The organism is Mycobacterium sp. (assembly GCF_046330795.1).
Classification (GTDB): Bacteria; Actinomycetota; Actinomycetes; order Mycobacteriales; family Mycobacteriaceae; genus Mycobacterium.
The window spans coordinates 90,179-110,821 of the sequence record NZ_JAXLSA010000007.1; the positions used below are offsets into that span (position 1 = coordinate 90,179).

The following is a 20,643-nucleotide window of genomic DNA, read 5'->3' on the forward strand; positions in this document are numbered from 1 at the left end:
GGATGTGGAACGAGAACCGGTTGCCTACGCCATGACGACTTTCCGGCTCGCGTCGCGCACCGTTCACCGCGTCGGCTTCGGCGCCATGCAACTGCCCGGGCCGGGAGTGTTCGGGCCGCCGCGCGACCACGACGAGGCGGTCCGGGTGCTCCGCCGGGCGGTAGAACTCGGGGTCGATCACGTCGACACCGCGCAGTACTACGGACCGATGGTGGCCAACGAGCTGATCTGGGAGGCGCTGCATCCCTACCCCGAGAACCTCGCCCTGGTGAGCAAGGTGGGCGGAAAACGCAGCGAGACCGGGGAATGGTTGCTGGTGGACGATCCCGCTGAACTCCGGGCCGACATCGAGGCGAACCTGCGCACCCTGGGCGTCGACCGGCTGACAGCGGTGAACCTGCGGTTGTGGGACGGCGAAGAGGTCGGTGACCGGTTCGACCGCCAACTCGACGTGATGATCGCGGCCCGCGACGACGGATTGATCGACGGCATCGGATTGTCCAACATCGGACGCGAGCATCTTTTGCACGCGCTCGAGCGCACCGACATCGCGTGCGTACAGAACCCCTACAACCTGGTGGACCGCTCGTCGCAGCCGGTCCTCGACGAGTGCGCGGCCCGCGGGATCGCCTTCGTCCCGTTCTTCCCGCTGGGATCCGGCTTCGCGCAGGACAACCCGGTGCTGGGCAATCCAGTGGTACGGGGTGCAGCGCGGGAACTCGGACGCACTCCGGCCCAGATCGTGCTGGCGTGGACGCTGGGTGTGGCGCCCAACGTCCTGTTGATCCCGGGCACCTCGTCAGTGGCCCACCTCGAAGAAAACCTCGCGGTGGACGGTATCGACCTGGGCGAGGCTCTCCGCGCGGAACTGGACGCTATTTGAGTTCGGCCGACGACAGGCCCAACAACCGGCGCGCGATGACGAGTTGCTGGATCTGCTGAGTGCCCTCGAAGATATCGAGGATCTTGGAATCGCGAGCCCACTTCTCCAACAGGGTCTGCTCGGAATAGCCTGTGGTACCGGCCATTTCGACAGCCTTGAGGGTGACGTCGGTGCCCACCCGGGCGGCCTTGGCCTTGCCCATCGAGGCTTCCTTGGAGTTGGGGATCCGGTTGTCGGCCTGCCACGCCGAGCGCAGCGTCAGCAGGTAACCGGACTCCCAGTCGGCCTCCATCCGCAGGAACTCCGCGGCCGCCGCGCTCTGGGCATGCGCGGGCTTGTCGTAGGAAATCTCGATACCGGCGTCGGTCAGGATCTCCCGCAGCTCCTCGAGCGCAGCGCGTGCCACCCCCACGGCCATGGCCGCCACCATCGGGCGGGTGTTGTCGAAGGTCTCCATCACCCCGCCGAAGCCCTTCTCGACGTCGATATCGGGGCTGCCCAGCAGGTTGTCCTTGGGGATGCGGGCATTGTCGAACCGGATGACCGCGGTGTCAGAGGCCTTGATGCCCAGCTTGTGCTCGAGCCGCTCGACGGTCACACCGGGATGCTCGCGGGGCACGATGAACGACTTGATGGCCGCCCGGCCCTTCGACTTGTCCAGCGTGGCCCACACGACGATGTGAGTGGCGCGGGAACCGGCGGTGACGAAGATCTTCTCGCCGTTGATGACGTACTCGTCTCCGTCGAGGGTGGCCGTGGTGGAGACCGCCGACGAATCCGAGCCGAAACTGGGTTCGGTGATGGCCATGGCGGCCCAGACCTTGCCGAGGCGGGCCAGCTGCTCGTCGGTGGCCACGCTGGAGATCGCGGCGTTGCCCAGGCCCTGATAAGGGACCGACAGCAGCATCGCGACGTCGCCCCACGACATCTCGAGGGCATTCAGGAGCGCGGACATGTTGCCGCCGTTGATGTTTGTCTTCTCACCGGACTTGGGTGCATCGCCGCGGAAGGCATCCGTGGCGCCCGCGAAGGAGGCGTTGGACTCCTGGATCCCTTCGAACAGCGCGGCGATGGTGTCGAGCTCCACCGGGTAGGCGTGCTCGGCCAGGTCGTACTTGCGGGAGATCGGCCGGACGATGTTCAGCGCGCCCTGATGGCCCTTCTCGGCCACCGTCAGCATCTTCTTGGGCAGTTCCAGATTGATTGCCATTGTTCAAAACCTTCCTAGAGCACCACGACACCCTCGGCGACGCCGATTGCCCGCAGATCGCGGTACCAGCGTTCGACCGGGTGTTCCTTGGTGTAGCCGTGACCACCGAGCAGCTGCACGCCGTCGAGGCCGATCTGCATTCCCTTGTCCGAAGCCAACTTCCGGGCCAGTGCCGCTTCGCGCGCGAACGGCAGGCCCTGCTCGGCGCGGGCCGCGCCACGCCACGTCACCAACCGCAGGCCGTCGAGCTCGATGGCGATGTTGGCGCACATGAACGCGACGGACTGCCGACGGGCGATCGGCTCGCCGAACGCCTCGCGTTCCTTGACGTAGGGGATGGCGTAGTCGAGCACGGCGTGCGACGTGCCGACCGCCAGTGCCGCCCAGCCGAGCCGGGACAGCGCGATGGCATCCGAGTAGTCCTGATCGGTGGCGCCGTCCTCGCCAAGACGCGCAGACAGCGGGACGATCACGTTGTTCAGCTCGACCTGACCGAGGGCCGCGGCGCGGATGCCCATGCTCGGGTCGGCCTTGGCGGAGAGTCCGGCCACCGAGGACTCGACGATGAACAACGCCGGCTTGCCGTTCAGCTGTGCGGCGATGATGAACACCTCGGCGTCGGCCGCCGCGGGGACCAGTGACTTCACTCCGTCCAGGCGGTATCCACTGGGGGTGCGCACCGCCGTGGTCTTCAGAGCGGTCGGGTCGAACAGCGCGTGCGGTTCGGTGATGGCGACGCAGGCCTGTGGCACGTTCTCGCCGGCGAACTCATTGAGGTAGGTGGCCTGCTGGTCGGCGCTGCCCCAGTGGGTCAGTGCCGCCGCGACACCGCCGGGGGCCAGGATCGGCAGCGCCAGGCCCATGTCGCCGTAGGCCAGGGCCTCGGCCACCAGCGCGTTGGTGATGGTGGCCCGGTGCTCGGCGATACCGTCGAAATCCTCGGGGACGTTGATCGCGGTGATCCCGAGTTCGGCCGCCTTGGCGATCAGATCGCCCGGATAGCGCGCCTCGGCGTCGGCGTCGTGGGCCGCCGGTCGCAGGATCTCCTCGGAGAACTCGCGGACGGTCTCGACGATCATCTTCTGGTCGTCGTCGGGGGTCAGGTCGAAGTAGTCGGCGCCGCTGGACTTCAGCCGGGTCGGCGACGTGCCAACGCCCTGCACCCTCTTGAACTGCCGGGTGCCGGCGCCGATCGCGGAGAAGCCGACCCGAACCCCTTGTTTGAGGGTGCGGTTGAACGGATCGCGCAGGTTGTGCCGGTCGAGGAACTCCTGCCCGATGATCGGGCTCAGTGCTGCCATGGCAACGTCGATGACGGTGCGCTTGTGGCGCTGCAGTCCGACAGCGCTCTCACGTGGGCTGGTCATGCCGGACACCGTATCTTACTCTGGAGTAAGGTATGAGCATTTTGTTAGCAACTTCACATCAGCAGGCGCGTCACCTGGTCGTGCAGCAACCCGTTGGTGGCCAGCGCACTGCCGTGGTGCGGGCCGGGTTGCCCGTCGATACTGGTGAAGGTGCCGCCGGCCTCCCTGATCAGGATGTCCAGCGGCGCGATGTCCCAGAGCTTGACCTCGGGCTCGGCGGCAATGTCCACGGCCCCCTCGGCAACCAGGCAGTAGGACCAGAAGTCGCCATACGCGCGGACCCGCCAGACCTCGTCGGTAAGAGCCACGAAACGCTCGCGGCGGTCGTCCCATCCGGTGGTCAGATCCGAGTAGGACAGGCTCGCGGCGCTCAATTCGCGCACGCCCGACACGGCGATCTGGCGCTGGGTGCCGGCGAACGACGTGTGCGCCCCCCGGCCCAGGCCGGCCCACCACCGTCGGCTCAACGCGGGTGCGCTGACCACGCCGACCGTGGGCACGCCGTCCTCGAGCAATGCGATCAGGGTGCACCACACCGGCACGCCGCGGACGAAGTTCTTGGTGCCGTCGATCGGGTCGATCACCCAGAGTCGGCCCGGGTCGGGCGCACCTCCGAACTCTTCCCCGAACACACTGTCGCCGGGTCGCTGCTGGGCGAGCATCTCGCGCAGCACCCGTTCGGCGCCCTCGTCGGCGTCGGTCACCGGCGTCAGGTCGGGTTTGGTGTCGATCCGCAGATCGAGCGCGCCGAACCGCTCCATGGTCGCCGTGTCGGCGCGATCGGCCAGCTCCAGTGCAAACGCGAGGTCGTCCATACAGGGAGTCCTACCATGGGGACATGCTGTGGGAGATCGGGATATTGCTCATGCTGCTCGGCGCGCTGGCGGTGGTGATCGGGCCCCGCTTCATGCGCCGCAGCCCGGGCGCCGATTCGGCACGGGGAACCCTGTTGATCACCGGCGTGAGCCCCCGGCCCGACGCCGACGGGCAGCAGTGGGTCACCATCACCGGCGTCATCAACGGCCCGACCGTCAACGAGCATGTGGTCTATCAGCAGATGGCGGTCGACGTGAATTCCTGGCCGACGATGGGTCAGCTCTATCCGGTGGTCTACTCGGCGAAGAATCCCGACAAGTGGAGTTTCGCCCCGCCCGCTTGACCGGTTTCGGTGCCGCATGATGGACGGCATGGCCAAACCGCTGCCCGACGAGCTGCTCGACTTCCTGCGCAAGCCCGCGCTGTGCTTCGTCGCCACCCTGATGCCCGACGGCTCGCCCCAGCTCACCGAGACCTGGGTGCACACCGATGGGAAGCACGTCGTCATCAACATCGTCGACGGGCTGCAGAAGGCGAAGAACATCGCCAGGGACCCCCGCGTCGCGGTGAACGTGACCGATCCCGAGGATCCGTCGCGCTTCTATGCGGTGCGCGGCCGGGCCACCAACGTCACCGCCGAGGGCGGCCGGGAGAGTATCGACGAGATCTCGCAGAAGTACCTGGGGATCCCGTACCCGAACTTCCGGGGGGTGCCGGAAACCCGGCTGGTGGTCACCATCGAGGCCGACGCGATCACGCCTCCGTTGCGCTGACCAGTTCCCAGTTCATGTTCTGCGCGAACGCGCGGGCGTCGTCGGACAACGTTCCCAACCGGGCGCAGGCCTGCGTGTAGCCCTGGACCATCACCAGGAAGTTCATCGGGTTGTAGGCGTCCTCCTCGTAGCTCCACAGCCCGTCGCCGGCGTACTTCAGGATGGTGATGCACGGACGCTGGTGCACGCTGCCGTCGCCCGGATCGCGCATCCGGTTCATGATTTCGGCGATCACCCAACCCTTTTCGGTGTCGATCGACGACCACGACACCGGGTACAGCGGCATCTCGCTACCGGGAAAGGCGTTCATGGTCGGGACGATCCAGTCCCGGATCGCCTCGCGCCCATGGTGATTGCCCATGGCGTGCTCGACGTACTCGGCGTCCGCGGTGAACAGGTCGGCATAGCGCGACCACTCCCAGGACCGGCCGATCTCGGCGACCACGGACTGCTGCTGTTCGAATGCGTCCGCGAGTTCGGAGCGCGACCAATGACCCATCGATCGGTTGTACCTCTAAGCGTGGCCCACCCGCAGCATCTCGGCCACATCGGTGATCTTGACGCGGGGCCGCCCGTGCGGTTCGCCGGCGGCGCGCTCGAACGTGTCGATCAGTTGCCAGTGCGCGCTGGTCACCAGTTCCGGCTGCCGCGACAGCAACCACTGGTACAGGTCGTCGCCGCGGTCCGGGGCGGCCGGCGCCGGATCGGCGGCGGCGAGGTCGGTCAGCAGGGTGTCGACGGTGTCGGCGGAGTCCTTCTTGTTGCTGCCGATCACCCCGGACGGCCCGCGCTTGATCCAGCCGACGACATACTCGTTGCGGCTGCCCTGGATCCGGCCGTCGGTGTGCGGAATGGTGCCCGCGCGGTCGTCGAACGGCAGGCCCGGCAGCGCGACGCCGCGGTAACCGACCGCGCGGATCACCAGCTGGGCGGGCAGTTCCTCGCGTTCGCCGGTGTCGCGGGCCACCACCCGTCCGTCGGCGTCGGTGACCAGTTCGTTGCGGCCCAGCACAATTCCCTCGACCCGGTCGGTGCCGGTGATCTCGATGGGCGAGGTCTGGAATCGGAAGATGATGCGGCGCTTGGCATTCGCCGGGTGTACGTCGGCGTAGCCACGCATCACCTTGATGTTCTGTTTGGTCGCCTTGCCGGCCGCCTCCAGATCCTCGTCGGTGATCCCGGCGAAGTCGGCCGGGTCGACAATGACGTCGACGTCCGTCATCGCCTCGAGGTCGTGCAACTCGCGCAGTTCCAGCGTGGTGAATGTCGCCTGCAACGGCCCGCGGCGGCCGATCACCAGCACCTCCTCGACACCCTGGCCGTGCAGCGAGTCCAGCGCGTGGTCGGCAATGTCGGTCTCGCTCAACAGCTTTGGATCCGACACCAGCACCCGCGCCACATCCAGGGCGACGTTGCCGTTGCCCACCACCACCGCGCGCGCACCCGTCAGGTCGGGTGACATGTCGGCGAAGTGCGGGTGGGCGTTGTACCAGCCGACGAAGTCGACCGCCGGCACGCTGCCCGGCAGATCCTCCCCGGGGATGTTCAGGGGCCGGTCGGACTGCGCGCCGGTGGCGTAGACGACGGCGTCGTAACGCTCGGCCAGCTCGGCCGGCGAGACATGCTCGCCGACGTTGATGTTGCCGAAGAACCGGAATCGTTCGTGATTGGCGGTCTTCTCGAACTGCGCGCTGATGGTCTTGATCTTCGGGTGATCGGGAGCGACCCCGGAACGCACCAGACCCCACGGGGTGGGCAGCATCTCCAGCATGTCCACGTGCACGGTCGGTCCAACGGGCTCCCCGTCGGACGCTCTCAGCAGCGCGGCGGCGGCGAAGTAGCCCGACGGACCGGCTCCGACGATGGCCACGTGGTACGGGCGTAGCTCAGCCATTGGCATAGCGATGGGGCTTTCTGGGCAGGGGCGGCATTGCGCAAGCCCGAATGGCCGGTATACGGGCTGTACCGGCGGGGTCGAGACGGGCGCGCGCTGCTCGAAGTAGTTACGGACCCGATGTTAAACGTCACGTTGGCCACCCGCCGGGAGTAGGCCTCATCCCGCGCGCCGGTAATCTGAATTCCCGTGGATCTCGACCGGCAAGCCGACATCAGTGCACTCGACACCACCCTGACCACCGTGGAACGGGTGATCGACGTCGATGCGCTGCGCGGCCGCATCGAAAAACTCGAGGCCGAAGCCTCCGATCCCCGGCTGTGGGACGACCAGACGCGCGCCCAGAAGGTCACCAGCGAGCTCTCGCATGCCCAGGGCGAGCTGCGGCGGGTGGCGGAGTTGCGCCAGCGGGTCGAGGACCTGCCCGTGCTGTTCGAACTCGCCGCCGAGGAAGGCGGTCCCGAGGAGGTCGCCGAGGCCGACGCCGAGTTGGCCAAACTGCGCGAGGACATCGCCGCGGTGGAGGTGCGCACCCTGCTCTCCGGTGAGTACGACGAACGCGAGGCCGTCGTCACCATCCGCTCCGGGGCCGGTGGCGTGGACGCCGCCGACTGGGCCGAGATGCTGATGCGGATGTACATCCGCTGGGCCGAACAGCACGACTACCCCGTCGAGGTCTTCGACACGTCCTATGCCGAAGAAGCCGGCATCAAGAGCGCCACCTTCGCCGTCCACGCGCCGTTCGCGTACGGCACCCTGTCGGTGGAGCAGGGCACCCACCGCCTGGTGCGGATCAGCCCGTTCGACAACCAGAGCCGCCGCCAGACGTCGTTCGCCGACGTCGAGGTGCTGCCGGTGGTCGAGACCGCCGACCACATCGACATTCCCGAGGGTGACATCCGGGTGGACGTCTACCGCTCCAGCGGCCCGGGCGGACAGTCGGTCAACACCACCGACTCCGCCGTGCGTCTGACGCATATCCCCACCGGCGTCGTGGTCACCTGCCAGAACGAGAAATCCCAGTTGCAGAACAAGGTGTCGGCCATGCGGGTGCTGCAGGCCAAACTGCTCGAACGCAAACGCCTCGAGGAGCGCGCCGAGATGGATGCCCTCAAGGGCGACGGCGGCAGCTCCTGGGGCACCCAGATGCGGTCCTATGTGCTGCAGCCCTATCAGATGGTCAAGGATCTGCGGACCGACTACGAGGTGGGCAACCCCACCGCCGTCCTCGATGGAGACATCGACGGATTCCTGGAGGCCGGAATCCGTTGGCGTAACCGCAAAGATGACGACCAGTAACCTCGCGAGTTCGATCTGGGCGCAGAAGTGGCACAACTTCTGGGCCGGACAGATCGGCGAATGGATCATCACCCGCGGTCTGCGGATCCTGATGCTGGTGCTGGCCGCCGTGCTGTTCGCCCGGTTCGTCAACTGGGCCGCGCAGCGCATCACCCGCCGCATCGACGCCGACTTCCGGGAGAGCGACGCGCTGGTGCGCTCGGAGACGGCCAAACACCGGCAGGCCGTCGCGTCGGTGATCTCCTGGGTCACCATCGCGATGATCTGCGTCATCGTGCTGGTCGAGATCACCGACATCCTGGCGATCCCGATCAGCTCGTTGGTGGCGCCGGCCGCGGTCCTGGGCGCGGCCCTGGGTTTCGGCGCGCAGCGCATCGTGCAGGATCTGCTTTCCGGTTTCTTCATCATCACCGAGAAGCAGTACGGCTTCGGTGATCTCGTCGAGCTCACGCTGGGCTCCTCCAACGAGGCCATGGGCACCGTCGTCGACGTCACGCTGCGGGTGACCAAGCTGCGGACCGCCGACGGCGAGCTGTACACGATCCCCAACGGCCAGATCATGAAGTCGCTCAACCTGTCCAAGGACTGGGCGCGGGCGGTCATCGACATCCCGGTTCCGACGGCGGCGGATCTCAACCTGGTCAACGACGTCCTGCACCGCGTCACCGAGTCCGCGGTCGAGGATCCCGAACTCGAGCACCTGCTGTTGGACCAACCGCAGCTGATGGGTGTCGAGAGCATCGAAGTGGACGCGGTGAACCTGCGGATGGTGGCCCGCACGTTGCCGGGCAAGCAGTTCGAGGTCGGCCGCCGGCTGCGGCTGCTGGTGGTGGCGGCCCTGGCGCGTGCCGGGATCGTGTCGCCCGTGGAGAACGTCCCCCACGTGGGGGCGATCGTGCATCCGGCCACCTCGGCCGGCGCCGAGCAGGAGACCCAGGGGCCGGAGGGGCAGCGATGAAACTGACCCTGCGTTCCGACGACGAGAACCGCGGCTGGCCGGGTCACCTGTTCTGGGGCCGGGTGCGCACCTCGACCGTGGTGCTGCTGATCGCGTTCTTCGGCACCGCCTGGCTGTATGAGACCTACAAGCCGCCGGAGCCCGCCGAACAGTCCACCCAGGTGGTCCCGCCGGGGTTCGTGCCCGATCCGGCGTACACGTGGGTGCCGCGGACCAAGGTCTGGACGACGACGCCGACGACCACCCGGCCCGAGAGGACGACGCCGACGGAGACGACGACGCCGACGGAGACCACCGAGCCGACCGAGACCACTACGCCCGGCGAGACGCCCACGACCACCGCGCCCGAGCAGACCACCGGACCGACGCCCGCCACGCCCGTCCCGACGCCGACCACCCTGGCTCCGGGCCAGACGCCGCAGACCACCGCGGGGAACCGGTCGGGGACGCCCACGGTCCCGGGAACCACCCCGGCGGCCGGACCCGCGCCAACACCGGCGGCGCCGCGCGGTCCGGGATAACGGTTCCCGCTCCCGACCCGGCTACACTGGCGTGCCGTGATGATCACCCTCGACCATGTCACCAAGCAGTACAAACAGTCGGCGCGACCCGCGCTGGACAATGTCAGCGTCAAGATCGACAAGGGTGAGTTCGTCTTCCTGATCGGGCCGTCGGGATCCGGCAAATCGACCTTCATGCGTCTGTTGCTCGCCGAGGATCACCCCACCGCCGGTGAGATCCAGGTGTCGAAGTTCCGGGTCGACAAGCTGCCCAACCGGCACGTCCCGAGCCTGCGGCAGGTCATCGGCTGCGTCTTCCAGGACTTCCGGCTGCTGCAGCAGAAGACGGTGTTCGAGAACGTCGCCTTCGCCCTCGAGGTCATCGGCAAGCGGCCCGACACCATCAACCGCGTGGTTCCCGACGTGCTGGAGATGGTCGGACTGTCCGGCAAGGCCAACCGCCTGCCGGGGGAACTGTCCGGCGGTGAGCAGCAGCGGGTGGCGATCGCACGGGCGTTCGTCAACCGGCCGCTGGTGCTGCTGGCCGACGAGCCCACCGGCAACCTCGACCCCGACACCAGCAAGGACATCATGGATCTGCTGGAGCGCATCAACCGCACCGGGACCACGGTCGTGATGGCCACCCACGACCACCACATCGTCGACTCGATGCGGCAGCGCGTGGTCGAACTCTCACTGGGCCGGCTGGTGCGCGACGAGCAGCGCGGCGTCTACGGAATGGATCGATAAGTGCGCTTTGGCTTCCTGTTGAACGAGGTCCTCACCGGGCTTCGCCGCAACATCACCATGACGGTCGCGATGATCCTGACCACCGCGATCTCCCTCGGCCTGCTCGGCGGCGGCCTGCTGGTGCTGCGGCTGGCCGATCACTCCAAGAAGATCTATCTCGATCGGGTGGAGTCGCAGGTCTTCGTGACCAACGACATCTCGGCCAACGACCTCAGTTGCGATTCCGACCCGTGCAAGGCGCTGCGCGCCCAGATCGACAGCCGCGACGACGTGGTGTCGGTCCGGTTCGTCAACCGCGACGACGCCTACAACGACGCGACCGCCAAGTTTCCCGAATTCAAGGATGTGGCGAGCCGCGATTCGTTCCCGGCGTCGTTCATCGTCAAGCTCAAGGATCCCGAGCAGCACCGCGACTTCGATCAAGCGATGAGCACCCAGCCGGGTGTGGTCAAGGTGCTCAACGAGAAGGATCTGATCGACCGGCTGTTCGCGATCCTCGACGGACTGTCGAACGCCGCGTTCGCGGTGGCGCTGGTGCAGGCGATCGGCGCAGTCCTGTTGATCGCCAACATGGTTCAGGTGGCGGCCTACACCAGACGTACCGAGATCGGCATCATGCGGCTGGTGGGCGCCAGCCGCTGGTACACCCAGTTGCCGTTCCTGCTCGAGGCCGTGGTGGCCGCGACCATCGGCGTGATCCTCGCGATCATCGGCCTGATCGTGGTGCGGGCAATGTTCCTGGACCGGGCGCTGAGCCAGTTCTACCAAGCCAACCTGATCGCCAAGATCGACTACGCCGACATCCTCTACATCTCACCGATCCTGTTCGGGGTGGGCGTCGTGATGGCCGCGGCCACCGGGTACGTGACGCTGCGCTGGTACGTAAGACGGTAGCGCCGGAGTCATGATGGCGAAGAAGTCTGCCGCCGAGGCCAAGAAGGCGGCCAACGGCGAGGGTGGCCGCCGGGTGGTGGCCACCAATCGCAAAGCGCGGCACAACTATTCGATCCTGGACACCTACGAGGCCGGGGTGGTGCTGCAGGGCACCGAGGTCAAGAGCCTCCGGGAGGGCACGGCGTCGCTGGCCGACGCGTTCGCCACCGTCGATGACGGCGAGATCTGGCTGCGCAACCTGCATATTCCCGAATACCACCACGGCACCTGGACCAACCACGCACCGCGGCGCAACCGCAAACTCCTGTTGCACCGCAAGCAGATCGACGCCCTGGTCGGCAAGATCCGCGACGGGAACCTGACCCTGGTGCCGCTGGCGCTCTACTTCGCCGACGGCAAGGTCAAGGTCGAGCTGGCGCTGGCGCGCGGCAAGCAGGCGCACGACAAGCGTCAGGACATGGCCAAGCGTGACGCGCAGCGTGAGGTCAGCCGCGAAATGGGCCGTCGCGCCAAGGGCATGTCCTGATACCTGTCGCGCTCGCGCTCCTGGCCGCGGCCGGCTACGGCGTCAGCGATTTCGTCGGCGGTATCGCCTCTCGGCGGGTGGCGGCGTTGCGGGTGGTGGCCCTGTCCTATCCGGTGGCGCTGGTGCTGTTGACGGTGCCGGCCGTGATCATCGGCGGCCAGATCACGCCGCCGGCGGTCTACTGGGGTCTGCTGTGCGGGGTGGCCCAGGCGTTCGGGGTGTGGTGGTTCTACGCCGCGCTCGCCAAGGGACCGATCTCGGTGGTGTCGCCGTTGACGGCGATCCTGGTGGCGGGCGTGCCGGTGGCATTCGGGATCGCGCAGGGAGAGCAGCCGGGGTCGATAGCGCTGGCCGGCATCGTCATCGCGCTGCTGGCGGTGTTCCTGGTCAGCCGGGATGCCAGCGACGAGGACGTCACCCCGCACCGGTTCACTCCGGCGGTGGCGTGGCTGACGGTCGGGTCGGGCCTGGCGTTCGGGCTGAATTTCGTGCTGCTCGATCAGGTGCCTCACGAAGCGCAGCTGTGGCCGCTGGTGTTCGGCCGGATCTCGGCGAGCGTCCTGATCCTGCTCATCGCGGCGGGCTCGGGCAATCTGCGCCTGCCGACCGGGCCGGCCCGGCGGTTGGCCCTGCTGGCCGCCGTGCTCGACTGCATCGCCGGCGTGGCCACGCTCTACGCCCTGCAGGCCTCGCTGCTGTCGCTGGCCGGTGTGCTCATCTCGCTGTACCCGGCCGGAACGGTGCTGCTGGCGATCGTCGTCCTGAAGGAGCGCGTGACGCGCTGGCAGGTGCTGGGCATGGTGCTGGCGCTGGCGGCGGTCGCCATGATCGCGGCCGACTGACGCGCAGGCAATCTCGACAATTGAACGGTCGGGCGAGCGCGGGCGTCTAACATCGCGTCGTGAACAGCCCAGCCCGTCCCGTTACCGTACTGCCCAAGCCCGAGGTGTTGTCGGCCCTCTTCGCGTCCTGGGATGACATCGACCGCCTGGTGGCGCCGATCTCCGAGGATCAATGGCGCACGCCGTCGGCCCTGCCCGGCTGGACGGTGCACAGCCTGGTCGCCCACATGGTCGGGACGGAGTCGATGCTGCTGGGCAAGCCGAATCCTGATGCCGGCGTGGATCTTTCGGAGCAGGCGCACGTCCGCAACGAAATCGGCGCGATGAACGAGGCGTGGGTGCGCCATCTATCGGGGGAGTCCGGGGCCGATCTGGTGCAACTGTTCCGGACCGTGACGGGCGAGCGCCGCGCCGCACTGAGCGCCATGCCCGACGACCAGTGGGTGGCCGTCGGGTTCACGCCCGCCGGCCCGGACAGCTACGGCCGGTTCATGCGGATTCGGACATTCGACTGCTGGTTGCACGAACAGGACATCCGCCAGGCACTGGACCTACCCGCCTCGGACGCGGAGTTGGCCGGCCCGGCCGGACGCGTGGCTCTCGATGAGATGGCCGCCTCGATGGGGTTCGTGGTGGGCAAGCTCGGCGGCGCACCGGCCGGTTCGCGGGTGGCGCTCGAACTCACCGGCCCGCTGGCCCGCACCATCCGCGTCGCGGTGGACGGGTCGGCCGGTAGGGCATCAGTGGTCGACGATTTCGGGGGCACGGACCCGACGGCGGTGATCCGGCTCGATGCCCTGGACTTCGCGCGGCTGGCCGGCGGACGCATCCCGTCGGCGCCGGTGGAGTACGACGGCGACGCCGAGGTGGGGCGCCGGATCGTCGAGAAGCTCAACTACGTGATCTGACCCGTGCACGCGGCGCATGCCACGGGCCGAATTCTGCACCAGGGTCGTAAAACAGCACCGGGGACGACCACCACGCAGAAGTCGAGACGTGACCGGGACTTCCTTGTTACCGCCGGGCCTCGCGCTCGCGGAACTACGCCGCTCGCCGAACCCGGCGGTTATTCGCTGGACCGCGGCGCAGCGCCCGGTATGATGAGTTGTCCTGCCGAACCTCGGTGGGGATGCACGATCGAGGGGCTGAACGGTTTCGACATCGCGCATCGAATCAAGGGAAGCGTGCCGGTGCAGGCAAGAGACCACCGTAAGCGTCGTTGCAACCAATTAAGCGCCGATTCCAATCAGCGCGACTTCGCTCTCGCTGCCTAAGCAGAGCTAGTCCGTCAGACCGGGACCGCCCTCGACCCGGACCCTGGCGTCATCTAGAGGGATCCACCGATGAGTTCGGTCGCGGGGCTCATCGGGACATTCACAGCGACTGGGATCGTCATCTCGGCTGGTTCGCGTGACCGGGAGATCCGAGTAGAGACATAGCGAACTGCGCACGGAGAAGTCTTGAGGGAATGCCGTTGGACCCGGGTTCGATTCCCGGCAGCTCCACCAGAAGGGGCCGCAGAAATGCGGCCCCTTATTTCGTGGCGTCGAGGATGAAGTCCCTGCCAAGCCCGAGTAGGACTCTGTCGGCGGTGAGGAGTCGTAAGCCGCCACGATCGGCCTGCGCGACGAGGAGCCGATCGAATGGATCGTGACTCAGTAACTCGGGGAAGTCCCGGATCGCTTCGGCATCCTCGGACGTGACGGGCAGCAGTTGCAGCCCCTGCTCGGTCAGGATCGCGGCCAGCCCGGCCGGCACGGTGAGCTTGCCGAGCATCGTCTTGATGGTCAGCTCCCAGACGGTGGCCACCGAGACGTGCACGGCGGGTGCCGAACCGATAATTGCTCGTGCCCCGGGGCCCAGCCGGGGGTTGTCGTCGAGCAGCCAGAGCAGGGCCTGGCTATCGAGGAGCAGCATCGCCGTAGAACATCTCCTGGATGTCCGGGTCGATGTCGAAGGCGGCGTCGTCATACGTGAGCTGGCCCCGCAGGCCACCGAAGGCGACATCGATCGCCCGGTGGGGCACCAGATCGGCGATCGGCTTCCCGGCCTTGGAGATGACCACCCGCTCGCCTCCCGCGACCCGTTCGAGCAGCCGGGATAGATGCGTCTTCGCCTCATGGATGTTGACGTTCACGGTCACCGAGCCAAAGTAATCCAATGGACTTAGTCTGGTCTAGTCCATCTGTGGCCGATGTTTGGCCGGGCTGGATTCGGGTGAAGAAACCCCAAGTACGATCGGCCCGTCGGAAGGGAGCCCTGATGGCCGAGCAAGCCGGATCCGGCATCGAACCGCCCGTCGAGCCGCGGGTGCGTCGAGCCCTCGGGCTGCTCGAGCGGTTCGCCCCCGCGATCGGCGCGAGGTGGGCCACCGAGTTGTGGTGCACGCCGCCCTCGGTGGACGCCAGCCTGCGCATGCCGCCGGGTGTCCCGCCGAGCGAGCCGGTCGAGGCGCACTGGGCCGGCCACCGGATCGCGGGGGAGGCCTGGGGTGAGGGACCTCCGGTGTATTTGGTACACGGCTGGGGCGGGTGCCGGGCGCACCTCGGGGTGTTCGTCAAGCCGCTCGTCGCCGCCGGACACCGGGTGATCGCCTTCGATCTGCCGAGCCACAACGACTCCGACCCGGGCGCCCTCGCCCCGGGCCGCACCACGATCGTCGAGTGCGCCGAGGCGGTGCGCGCCTTCGTCGGCGAACACGGACCCGCGCGCGCGGTCGTCGCGCACTCGCTCGGTGCCAAGGCCTCCGCGCTGGCCGTGGCGCGGGGCGCCGACATCGAACGGCTGGTCTTCCTGGCGCCGATGGGCGACTTCTCTTGGTACCTGGACATTTTCGCCGATCGTCATGGCTTCGGACCGCGCATTCTCGGCGGGCTGCAGCGCCGCCTCGACCGGCGCCTGAAGATGCCGCTGGTGGACACCGACATCGTCCGGGTGGCCGCCACCCTCGTGGCGGCGCCGCCGCTGTTGGTCATCCACGACCCGGACGATCCGGACAGCCCGTACGACATGAGCCAGGAACTCGTCGGCGCGTGGCCGGGTTCGGCACTGCTGACGACGCGCGGACTGGGCCGCCTGGCGCACTACCGAATCCTGCGGCACCGCCCGGCAATCGATGCCGGCATCGACTTCGTCGGCAGCGCAGCCGAGTAACCCGACACCGCCGAAGGTCACTGTTCGGCAACGGTTCTCACACGTCTGGGCGCTATTTCGCTTCGGTCTTGCAACCACGTCAAATTCCTATGGACACCCTTTCGGGAGCTGCCGTACGGTCCGATTCCAAGAAATCTCGTAGCTGTAATTCCAATCCAAGAACTTAGGAGCCGACCGTGACGACCATCGGGGATCGCGTGGCCATCAAGGTTGTTGCCGGCGTCGGTACATGCGCGGCGGCCCTGGTGCTGTGCCCGCAGGCCGCGGCCACGCCGCTGAAGACAGGTGGCACCCACTGCCTGGAGACCTCGGCCGGCGCCGCCGCCCCGGCCGCCGATGGCGCCGTGGTGACGCCCATGGCCGGTGGTGCCGGCGCTGCGGCCGGACCCATCGGCGGTGGTGGCGGGGCGATTCCGCCGGTGCCCGGCGCCGGTCCGTCGGCCCCGGTGACGCCCGAGGCCGGGTCGACTCCCGGTGGACCGTGCGTCGAGACGGGCGTCGTCGCACCGGCCGCCGCACCGGTGCCGCTGGTCGCGCCGGGTCCCGTGCCGGTGGTTCCCATCGCCCCGGTTCTCCCGCCCATTCCCGTGGTTCCGCCGATCCCGGTGGTGCCCCCGGGTCCGGTGGTTCCGCCGGTTCCGGTGGTGGCGCCGGTGGTGCCGATGGCCGGAGCCGCCCCGGCGCCGGTGGCAGCGCCGATCGTGCCGATGGCGGGGTCGGGCAAGGGCGCCCCGATGGCTCCGGTGGAAAACGGATTCATGAACGGCGTGCCGGCCCCGGCCGGCCCGCAGGGCTGATACGGGAGCATGACTTCCCCTGCGGTGCAGGGAATTACGACGTCTCTGAATCCAGTTGTCGCACAGCAATTTGTAGTAATTCCGTGATGAATTATGAACGCGCCGTTGCAGTTTGGCTGCAGCCAATGCCCGTACCCTGGGCAAAGGGGTCAGCAGGTGTCTCTTCACACAAAGGGTCGATTCGATGCGAACGGTTCTCCACGTCGTACTAGCGCTCTGCCTGTTCGCCACGGCGATGACGGGGCGGGCACCCCTCATCCAGTACGCGGTGGCCACCTCGCCGCTGAATTCCGGGGTGAAGTCGATCCTGCCGGCGGAGGGCACGCAGGTGGGCGTGGCGCACCCGGTCGTGGTGACCTTCAACGGCCCGATCAACCCCGCAAACCGGGCCGGCGCCGAACGCAGCGTGGCGGTGACGTCCCTGCCGGCGATGACCGGCCACTACGAGTGGCCCGCGAGCAACGTGGTGCAGTGGGTTCCCGACCACTACTGGCCCGCGCACAGCACCATCGCGCTGTCGGTGGGCGGGCGGTTCGCGGAATTCAAGACGGGCCCGGCCGTGGTGGGGGTCGCCGACATTTCCGACCACACCTTCACCGTCACCGTCGACGGCATGGGGGCGGGATCGCCGATTCCGCTGCCGTCGCCGCATCACCTGCCGCACTTCGGTGAGGACGGCGTGCTGCTGGCCTCCATGGGCCGGCCGGAATATCCGACACCCGTCGGCAACTACACCGTGCTGTCCAAGGAACGCGACGTGCTGATGGACTCCAGCAGCGTCGGCATCCCGGTCGACTCCCCGGACGGCTACCTGCTCGATGTGGACTATGCGGTGCGCATCACCGGTCGCGGCCTGTTCGTGCACTCCGCGCCATGGGCCGTGCCCGCCATGGGCGTCGAGAACGTCAGCCACGGCTGCATCAGCCTGATACCGGCCGCCGCGGAGTGGTACTTCAACACCGTCGAGGTCGGCGATCCGGTGATCGTGCAGGAGTAGCCGCCGGGGGAGACGCGCGACAGTTTGACAGGCTACGTATATTCTGCGGAGAGCTTGTTCACTGTTCTTCTCCGGGATCTCCGGCCGTCGATGGAGGGTGTCTGTCGTGAATGCGACCGGTAATGGGCATTCACGATCGACGATCGCGCACCTCATCCGGGTGTTCTGTGTGCCCATCGTGCTCGGCTGGATCGCGCTGAACGTCGTCACCAACGTCTTCGTCCCGCCGCTCGAGAAGGTGGGCGAGGCCCATACCGTCGGGCTGGCGGCCAAGGACGGCCCGGCCATGATCGCGATGCAGCGCATCGGCAAGAACTTCAATGAGTTCAACTCCGACAGCACCGCCATGGTGGTACTCGAAGGCGATCAGCCGCTCGGCGACGCCGCGCACCACTACTACGACGGCCTGGTCAAGAAGCTGACCGCCGACACGGAACACGTCGAGCATGTGGCCGACTTCTGGGGCGACAAGCTGACCGCCGCCGGCTCGCAGAGCAACGACGGCAAGGCCGCCTACGTCCAGATCTACCTGCGCGGAAACCAGGGCGAGACACTGGCCAACGATTCGGTGGCCGCCGTCCGCGACGCCGTGGCGCAGTCGTCCCCGCCGCCGGGCCTGCACGTGTACGTCACCGGCGGCGCGCCGCTGGTGTCCGATCAGCACCACGCCGGCGACAAGAGCATCGCCCGGGTCACCGCGATCACCCTCGGCGTCATCGCGCTGATGCTCCTGATCGTCTACCGGTCCGTGGTCACCATGATCCTGGTCATGGTGATGGTCTTCATGGAGCTCGGCGCCGCCCGCGGGGCCGTCGCGTTCCTGGCCAACGCCGAAATCATCGGGCTGTCCACGTTCGCGGTCAACCTGCTCACCCTGATGGTGATCGCGGCCGGGACCGACTATGCGATCTTCGCCATCGGCCGCTATCAGGAGGCGCGCGGCGACGGTGAGGACCGCGAGGACGCGTACTACACCATGTTCGCCGGCACCTCGCACGTGGTGCTGGGGTCCGGCCTGACGATCGCCGGGGCCATGCTCTGCCTGAGCTTCACCCGGCTGCCCTATTTCCAGACCCTGGGCGTGCCCTGTGCCATAGGTACGTTCGTCGCCGTCATCGCCGCGCTCACGCTGGGTCCGGCCGTCATCACCATCGGCAGCCGGTTCGGCCGGTTCGAACCCAAGCGGGCCATCCGATCGCGCGGCTGGCGGCGCGTCGGCGTCGCGGTGGTGCGCTGGCCGGCGCCGATCCTGGTGGCGAGCATCGCGCTGGCCCTCGTCGGCCTGCTCACCCTGCCCGGTTACAAGACCAATTACGACGCGCGGCGCTACCTGCCGCCCGACCTCACCGCCAATATCGGATACGCCGCCGCCGAACGCCACTTCAGCGCCTCCCGGATGAACCCCGACCTGCTCATGATCGAGGCCGACCACGATCTGCGGAACCCGGCCGACTTCCTGGTGATCGACAAGCTGGCGAAGGGGATCAAGAACGTATCCGGCGTCTCGCGGGTCCAGACGATCACCCGACCCGACGGCACCCCGATCCGGCACACGACCATCCCGTTCATGGTGAGCCAGCAGAGCACCACCAACATCATGAACGAGGGGTATCAGCAGGACCGGATGGCCGACATGCTCGTCCAGGCCGACGAGATGCAGTCCACCATCGACAACATGTCGCAGATGCAGAGCATCACCGAACAGATGGCGGCCACCACGCACGACATGGTGACCAAGATGAAGGACATGACGCTCGACGTCGTCGAATTGCGGGACAACATCGCCAATTTCGACGATTTCCTGCGGCCGATCCGCAACTACTTCTACTGGGAACCGCACTGTTTCGACATCCCGGGCTGCTGGGCGATCCGGTCGGTGTTCGACACCCTCGACGGCATGGACACCATGACCGACGACATCCAGCTCCTGATGCCCGACCTCGAGCGCCTGGACACGCTGATGCCGCAGATGGTCGTCCTGATGCCGTCGATGATCGATCAGATGCGCAGCATGAAGACCTACATGCTGACGATGTACCAGACCCAGAAGGGTCAGCAGGACCAGATGGCGGCGATGTCGAAGAACTCCTCCGCGATGGGTGAGGCGTTCGACACCGCCAAGAACGACGACACGTTCTATCTGCCGCCCGAAGCCTTCCACAACGAGGACTTCAAACGCGGCATGAAGAGCTTCATCTCGCCGGACGGCAAGTCGGTCCGCCTGATCATCAGTCATGAGGGCGATCCCGCTACGCCGGAAGGCATTTCGGTGGTCGACCCCATCAAGATCGCGGCTCGGGAGGCCCTGAAGGGCACGCCGCTCGAGGGCGCCAAGATCTACCTCGCCGGCACGGCGGCCACCTACAAGGACATGCACGACGGCGCGCAGTACGACCTGCTGATCGCGGCCATCGCGGCGGTGGCGCTGATCTTCGTCATCATGTTGCTCATCACCCGCGCCCTGGTGGCCGCCGCGGTGATCGTGGGCACCGTCCTGCTGTCGCTGGGAACGTCGTTGGGTCTGTCGGTCCTGTTGTGGCAGCACATCATCGGGCTCGAGCTGCACTGGATGGTGATACCGATGGCGGTCATCCTCCTGCTCGCGGTCGGCTCGGATTACAACTTGTTGCTGGTCTCGCGATTCAAGGACGAACTGCCCGGTGGCCTGAAGACCGGAATCATCCGCGCCATGGCGGCCACCGGTTCGGTGGTCACGTCGGCCGGGTTGGTGTTCGCGGCGACCATGGCCTCGTTCGCGTTCAGCGATCTGAAGGTCATGGCTCAGGTCGGCAGCACCATCGCGATCGGCCTGTTGTTCGACACCCTGGTGATCCGGTCCTTCATGACGCCGGCCATCGCGGCACTGATGGGCCGGTGGTTCTGGTGGCCCCAGGTGATCCGCTCGCAGGGATCCCAGCATCGGCTCGAGTCCATGGGGATCGAGCAATCTACGCCGGCTCCTGCTTCGTAGCGCTGATTTCGCC

The 20,643-nt window shown here is 67.2% G+C and carries 22 protein-coding genes and 1 other RNA gene; 16 read left to right on the forward strand and 7 right to left on the reverse strand.

Annotated elements, in window-relative coordinates:
• Positions 1-31: 31 nt before the first annotated feature.
• Positions 32-883 (forward strand): aldo/keto reductase, encoded by an 852-nt coding sequence (locus U0R18_RS19320; RefSeq protein ID WP_526371569.1) that lies wholly within the window; start codon positions 32-34, stop codon positions 881-883.
• On the opposite strand, the gene U0R18_RS19325 is transcribed toward U0R18_RS19320, so the two are convergent.
• The 3 genes from U0R18_RS19325 to hisN are packed head-to-tail and all read right to left on the reverse strand — an operon-like array spanning position 876 to position 4,275.
• Positions 876-2,093: an acyl-CoA dehydrogenase family protein gene (locus tag U0R18_RS19325; RefSeq protein ID WP_526371445.1), complete on the reverse strand. Its 1,218-nt coding sequence runs from the start codon at positions 2,091-2,093 to the stop codon at positions 876-878. The two genes, U0R18_RS19320 and U0R18_RS19325, sit on opposite strands and share 8 nt — an antisense overlap.
• A 14-nt stretch (positions 2,094-2,107) precedes the next feature.
• Positions 2,108-3,460 (reverse strand): acyl-CoA dehydrogenase family protein, encoded by a 1,353-nt coding sequence (locus tag U0R18_RS19330; RefSeq protein ID WP_526371447.1) that lies wholly within the window; start codon positions 3,458-3,460, stop codon positions 2,108-2,110.
• 53 nt (positions 3,461-3,513) lie between these two features.
• The gene (gene hisN, locus U0R18_RS19335; protein WP_526371449.1) at positions 3,514-4,275 is read right to left on the reverse strand and encodes a histidinol-phosphatase; all 762 of its coding nucleotides are present in this window, start codon (positions 4,273-4,275) and stop codon (positions 3,514-3,516) included.
• A 26-nt stretch (positions 4,276-4,301) separates the two neighbouring features.
• On the opposite strand from hisN, the gene U0R18_RS19340 reads away from it, so the two are divergent.
• On the forward strand, positions 4,302-4,619 hold the full coding sequence (locus U0R18_RS19340; protein ID WP_526371571.1) for a hypothetical protein: 318 nt from the start codon (positions 4,302-4,304) through the stop codon (positions 4,617-4,619).
• 28 nt (positions 4,620-4,647) lie between these two features.
• Positions 4,648-5,049 (forward strand): PPOX class F420-dependent oxidoreductase, encoded by a 402-nt coding sequence (locus tag U0R18_RS19345; protein WP_526371451.1) that lies wholly within the window; start codon positions 4,648-4,650, stop codon positions 5,047-5,049.
• Here the strand turns inward: U0R18_RS19345 and U0R18_RS19350 are convergent.
• Positions 5,030-5,548: a nuclear transport factor 2-like protein gene (locus U0R18_RS19350; protein ID WP_526371453.1), complete on the reverse strand. Its 519-nt coding sequence runs from the start codon at positions 5,546-5,548 to the stop codon at positions 5,030-5,032. The genes U0R18_RS19345 and U0R18_RS19350 overlap by 20 nt on opposite strands.
• A gap of 15 nt (positions 5,549-5,563) precedes the next feature.
• Positions 5,564-6,943 (reverse strand): FAD-dependent oxidoreductase, encoded by a 1,380-nt coding sequence (locus U0R18_RS19355; RefSeq protein ID WP_526371455.1) that lies wholly within the window; start codon positions 6,941-6,943, stop codon positions 5,564-5,566.
• A 189-nt stretch (positions 6,944-7,132) separates the two neighbouring features.
• On the opposite strand from U0R18_RS19355, the gene prfB reads away from it, so the two are divergent.
• From prfB to ssrA, 9 genes are all read left to right on the forward strand, one after another.
• Positions 7,133-8,242: a peptide chain release factor 2 gene (prfB, locus tag U0R18_RS19360; protein WP_526371457.1), complete on the forward strand. Its 1,110-nt coding sequence runs from the start codon at positions 7,133-7,135 to the stop codon at positions 8,240-8,242.
• Complete coding sequence (locus U0R18_RS19365; protein WP_526371459.1) at positions 8,229-9,200, forward strand: mechanosensitive ion channel family protein; 972 nt, start codon at positions 8,229-8,231, stop codon at positions 9,198-9,200. The genes prfB and U0R18_RS19365 overlap by 14 nt, the downstream gene beginning before the upstream one ends.
• Positions 9,197-9,721 carry an Rv3103c family proline-rich protein gene (locus U0R18_RS19370; RefSeq protein ID WP_526371461.1) on the forward strand — a complete coding sequence of 175 codons (525 nt, stop codon included), beginning with the start codon at positions 9,197-9,199 and terminating at the stop codon, positions 9,719-9,721. The genes U0R18_RS19365 and U0R18_RS19370 overlap by 4 nt, the downstream gene beginning before the upstream one ends.
• A gap of 39 nt (positions 9,722-9,760) precedes the next feature.
• On the forward strand, positions 9,761-10,450 hold the full coding sequence (gene ftsE / locus U0R18_RS19375) for a cell division ATP-binding protein FtsE (RefSeq protein ID WP_526371573.1): 690 nt from the start codon (positions 9,761-9,763) through the stop codon (positions 10,448-10,450).
• Entirely contained in the window at positions 10,451-11,344 is an 894-nt protein-coding gene (gene ftsX, locus U0R18_RS19380; RefSeq protein WP_526371463.1) for a permease-like cell division protein FtsX, read from the forward strand. It begins immediately after the preceding gene.
• A 13-nt stretch (positions 11,345-11,357) separates the two neighbouring features.
• Positions 11,358-11,870 (forward strand): SsrA-binding protein SmpB, encoded by a 513-nt coding sequence (gene smpB, locus U0R18_RS19385; protein WP_526371465.1) that lies wholly within the window; start codon positions 11,358-11,360, stop codon positions 11,868-11,870.
• Positions 11,867-12,712, forward strand: coding sequence for an EamA family transporter (locus tag U0R18_RS19390; protein ID WP_526371575.1), 846 nt, complete (start codon positions 11,867-11,869; stop codon positions 12,710-12,712). Before smpB ends, U0R18_RS19390 begins: the two co-directional genes overlap by 4 nt.
• Before the next feature lie 59 nt (positions 12,713-12,771).
• Positions 12,772-13,620: a maleylpyruvate isomerase family mycothiol-dependent enzyme gene (locus U0R18_RS19395; RefSeq protein ID WP_526371467.1), complete on the forward strand. Its 849-nt coding sequence runs from the start codon at positions 12,772-12,774 to the stop codon at positions 13,618-13,620.
• 233 nt (positions 13,621-13,853) lie between these two features.
• Positions 13,854-14,220: a transfer-messenger RNA gene (gene ssrA, locus U0R18_RS19400) on the forward strand.
• A 25-nt stretch (positions 14,221-14,245) separates the two neighbouring features.
• Here the strand turns inward: ssrA and U0R18_RS19405 are convergent.
• Positions 14,246-14,629: a type II toxin-antitoxin system VapC family toxin gene (locus tag U0R18_RS19405; RefSeq protein ID WP_526371469.1), complete on the reverse strand. Its 384-nt coding sequence runs from the start codon at positions 14,627-14,629 to the stop codon at positions 14,246-14,248.
• Entirely contained in the window at positions 14,613-14,855 is a 243-nt protein-coding gene (locus U0R18_RS19410; protein ID WP_526371471.1) for a type II toxin-antitoxin system Phd/YefM family antitoxin, read from the reverse strand. Before U0R18_RS19410 ends, U0R18_RS19405 begins: the two co-directional genes overlap by 17 nt.
• A gap of 119 nt (positions 14,856-14,974) precedes the next feature.
• On the opposite strand from U0R18_RS19410, the gene U0R18_RS19415 reads away from it, so the two are divergent.
• The 4 genes from U0R18_RS19415 to U0R18_RS19430 all read left to right on the forward strand — a co-directional run bounded on the left by U0R18_RS19415 (position 14,975) and on the right by U0R18_RS19430 (position 20,630).
• Entirely contained in the window at positions 14,975-15,865 is an 891-nt protein-coding gene (locus U0R18_RS19415) for an alpha/beta fold hydrolase (RefSeq protein WP_526371473.1), read from the forward strand.
• Between the two features lie 176 nt (positions 15,866-16,041).
• The gene (locus tag U0R18_RS19420) at positions 16,042-16,662 is read left to right on the forward strand and encodes a hypothetical protein (protein ID WP_526371475.1); all 621 of its coding nucleotides are present in this window, start codon (positions 16,042-16,044) and stop codon (positions 16,660-16,662) included.
• A gap of 235 nt (positions 16,663-16,897) precedes the next feature.
• Positions 16,898-17,659, forward strand: coding sequence for a L,D-transpeptidase (locus U0R18_RS19425; protein WP_526371577.1), 762 nt, complete (start codon positions 16,898-16,900; stop codon positions 17,657-17,659).
• Positions 17,660-17,765: 106 nt separating this feature from the next.
• On the forward strand, positions 17,766-20,630 hold the full coding sequence (locus U0R18_RS19430) for an MMPL/RND family transporter (protein WP_526371477.1): 2,865 nt from the start codon (positions 17,766-17,768) through the stop codon (positions 20,628-20,630).
• Positions 20,631-20,643 lie beyond the last annotated feature (13 nt).

What these genes read in the sequence shown, in the direction of transcription:
- U0R18_RS19320 (WP_526371569.1), top strand. Translation starts at nt 32, where the DNA reads ATGACGACTTTCCGGCTCGCGTCGCGCACCGTTCACCGCGTCGGCTTC.
- U0R18_RS19325 (WP_526371445.1), bottom strand. Translation starts at nt 2,093, where the DNA reads ATGGCAATCAATCTGGAACTGCCCAAGAAGATGCTGACGGTGGCCGAG.
- U0R18_RS19330 (WP_526371447.1), bottom strand. Translation starts at nt 3,460, where the DNA reads ATGACCAGCCCACGTGAGAGCGCTGTCGGACTGCAGCGCCACAAGCGC.
- hisN (WP_526371449.1), bottom strand. Translation starts at nt 4,275, where the DNA reads ATGGACGACCTCGCGTTTGCACTGGAGCTGGCCGATCGCGCCGACACG.
- U0R18_RS19345 (WP_526371451.1), top strand. Translation starts at nt 4,648, where the DNA reads ATGGCCAAACCGCTGCCCGACGAGCTGCTCGACTTCCTGCGCAAGCCC.
- U0R18_RS19350 (WP_526371453.1), bottom strand. Translation starts at nt 5,548, where the DNA reads ATGGGTCATTGGTCGCGCTCCGAACTCGCGGACGCATTCGAACAGCAG.
- U0R18_RS19355 (WP_526371455.1), bottom strand. Translation starts at nt 6,943, where the DNA reads ATGGCTGAGCTACGCCCGTACCACGTGGCCATCGTCGGAGCCGGTCCG.
- U0R18_RS19365 (WP_526371459.1), top strand. Translation starts at nt 8,229, where the DNA reads ATGACGACCAGTAACCTCGCGAGTTCGATCTGGGCGCAGAAGTGGCAC.
- U0R18_RS19370 (WP_526371461.1), top strand. Translation starts at nt 9,197, where the DNA reads ATGAAACTGACCCTGCGTTCCGACGACGAGAACCGCGGCTGGCCGGGT.
- ftsE (WP_526371573.1), top strand. Translation starts at nt 9,761, where the DNA reads ATGATCACCCTCGACCATGTCACCAAGCAGTACAAACAGTCGGCGCGA.
- smpB (WP_526371465.1), top strand. Translation starts at nt 11,358, where the DNA reads ATGGCGAAGAAGTCTGCCGCCGAGGCCAAGAAGGCGGCCAACGGCGAG.
- U0R18_RS19405 (WP_526371469.1), bottom strand. Translation starts at nt 14,629, where the DNA reads ATGCTGCTCCTCGATAGCCAGGCCCTGCTCTGGCTGCTCGACGACAAC.
- U0R18_RS19415 (WP_526371473.1), top strand. Translation starts at nt 14,975, where the DNA reads ATGGCCGAGCAAGCCGGATCCGGCATCGAACCGCCCGTCGAGCCGCGG.
- U0R18_RS19425 (WP_526371577.1), top strand. Translation starts at nt 16,898, where the DNA reads ATGACGGGGCGGGCACCCCTCATCCAGTACGCGGTGGCCACCTCGCCG.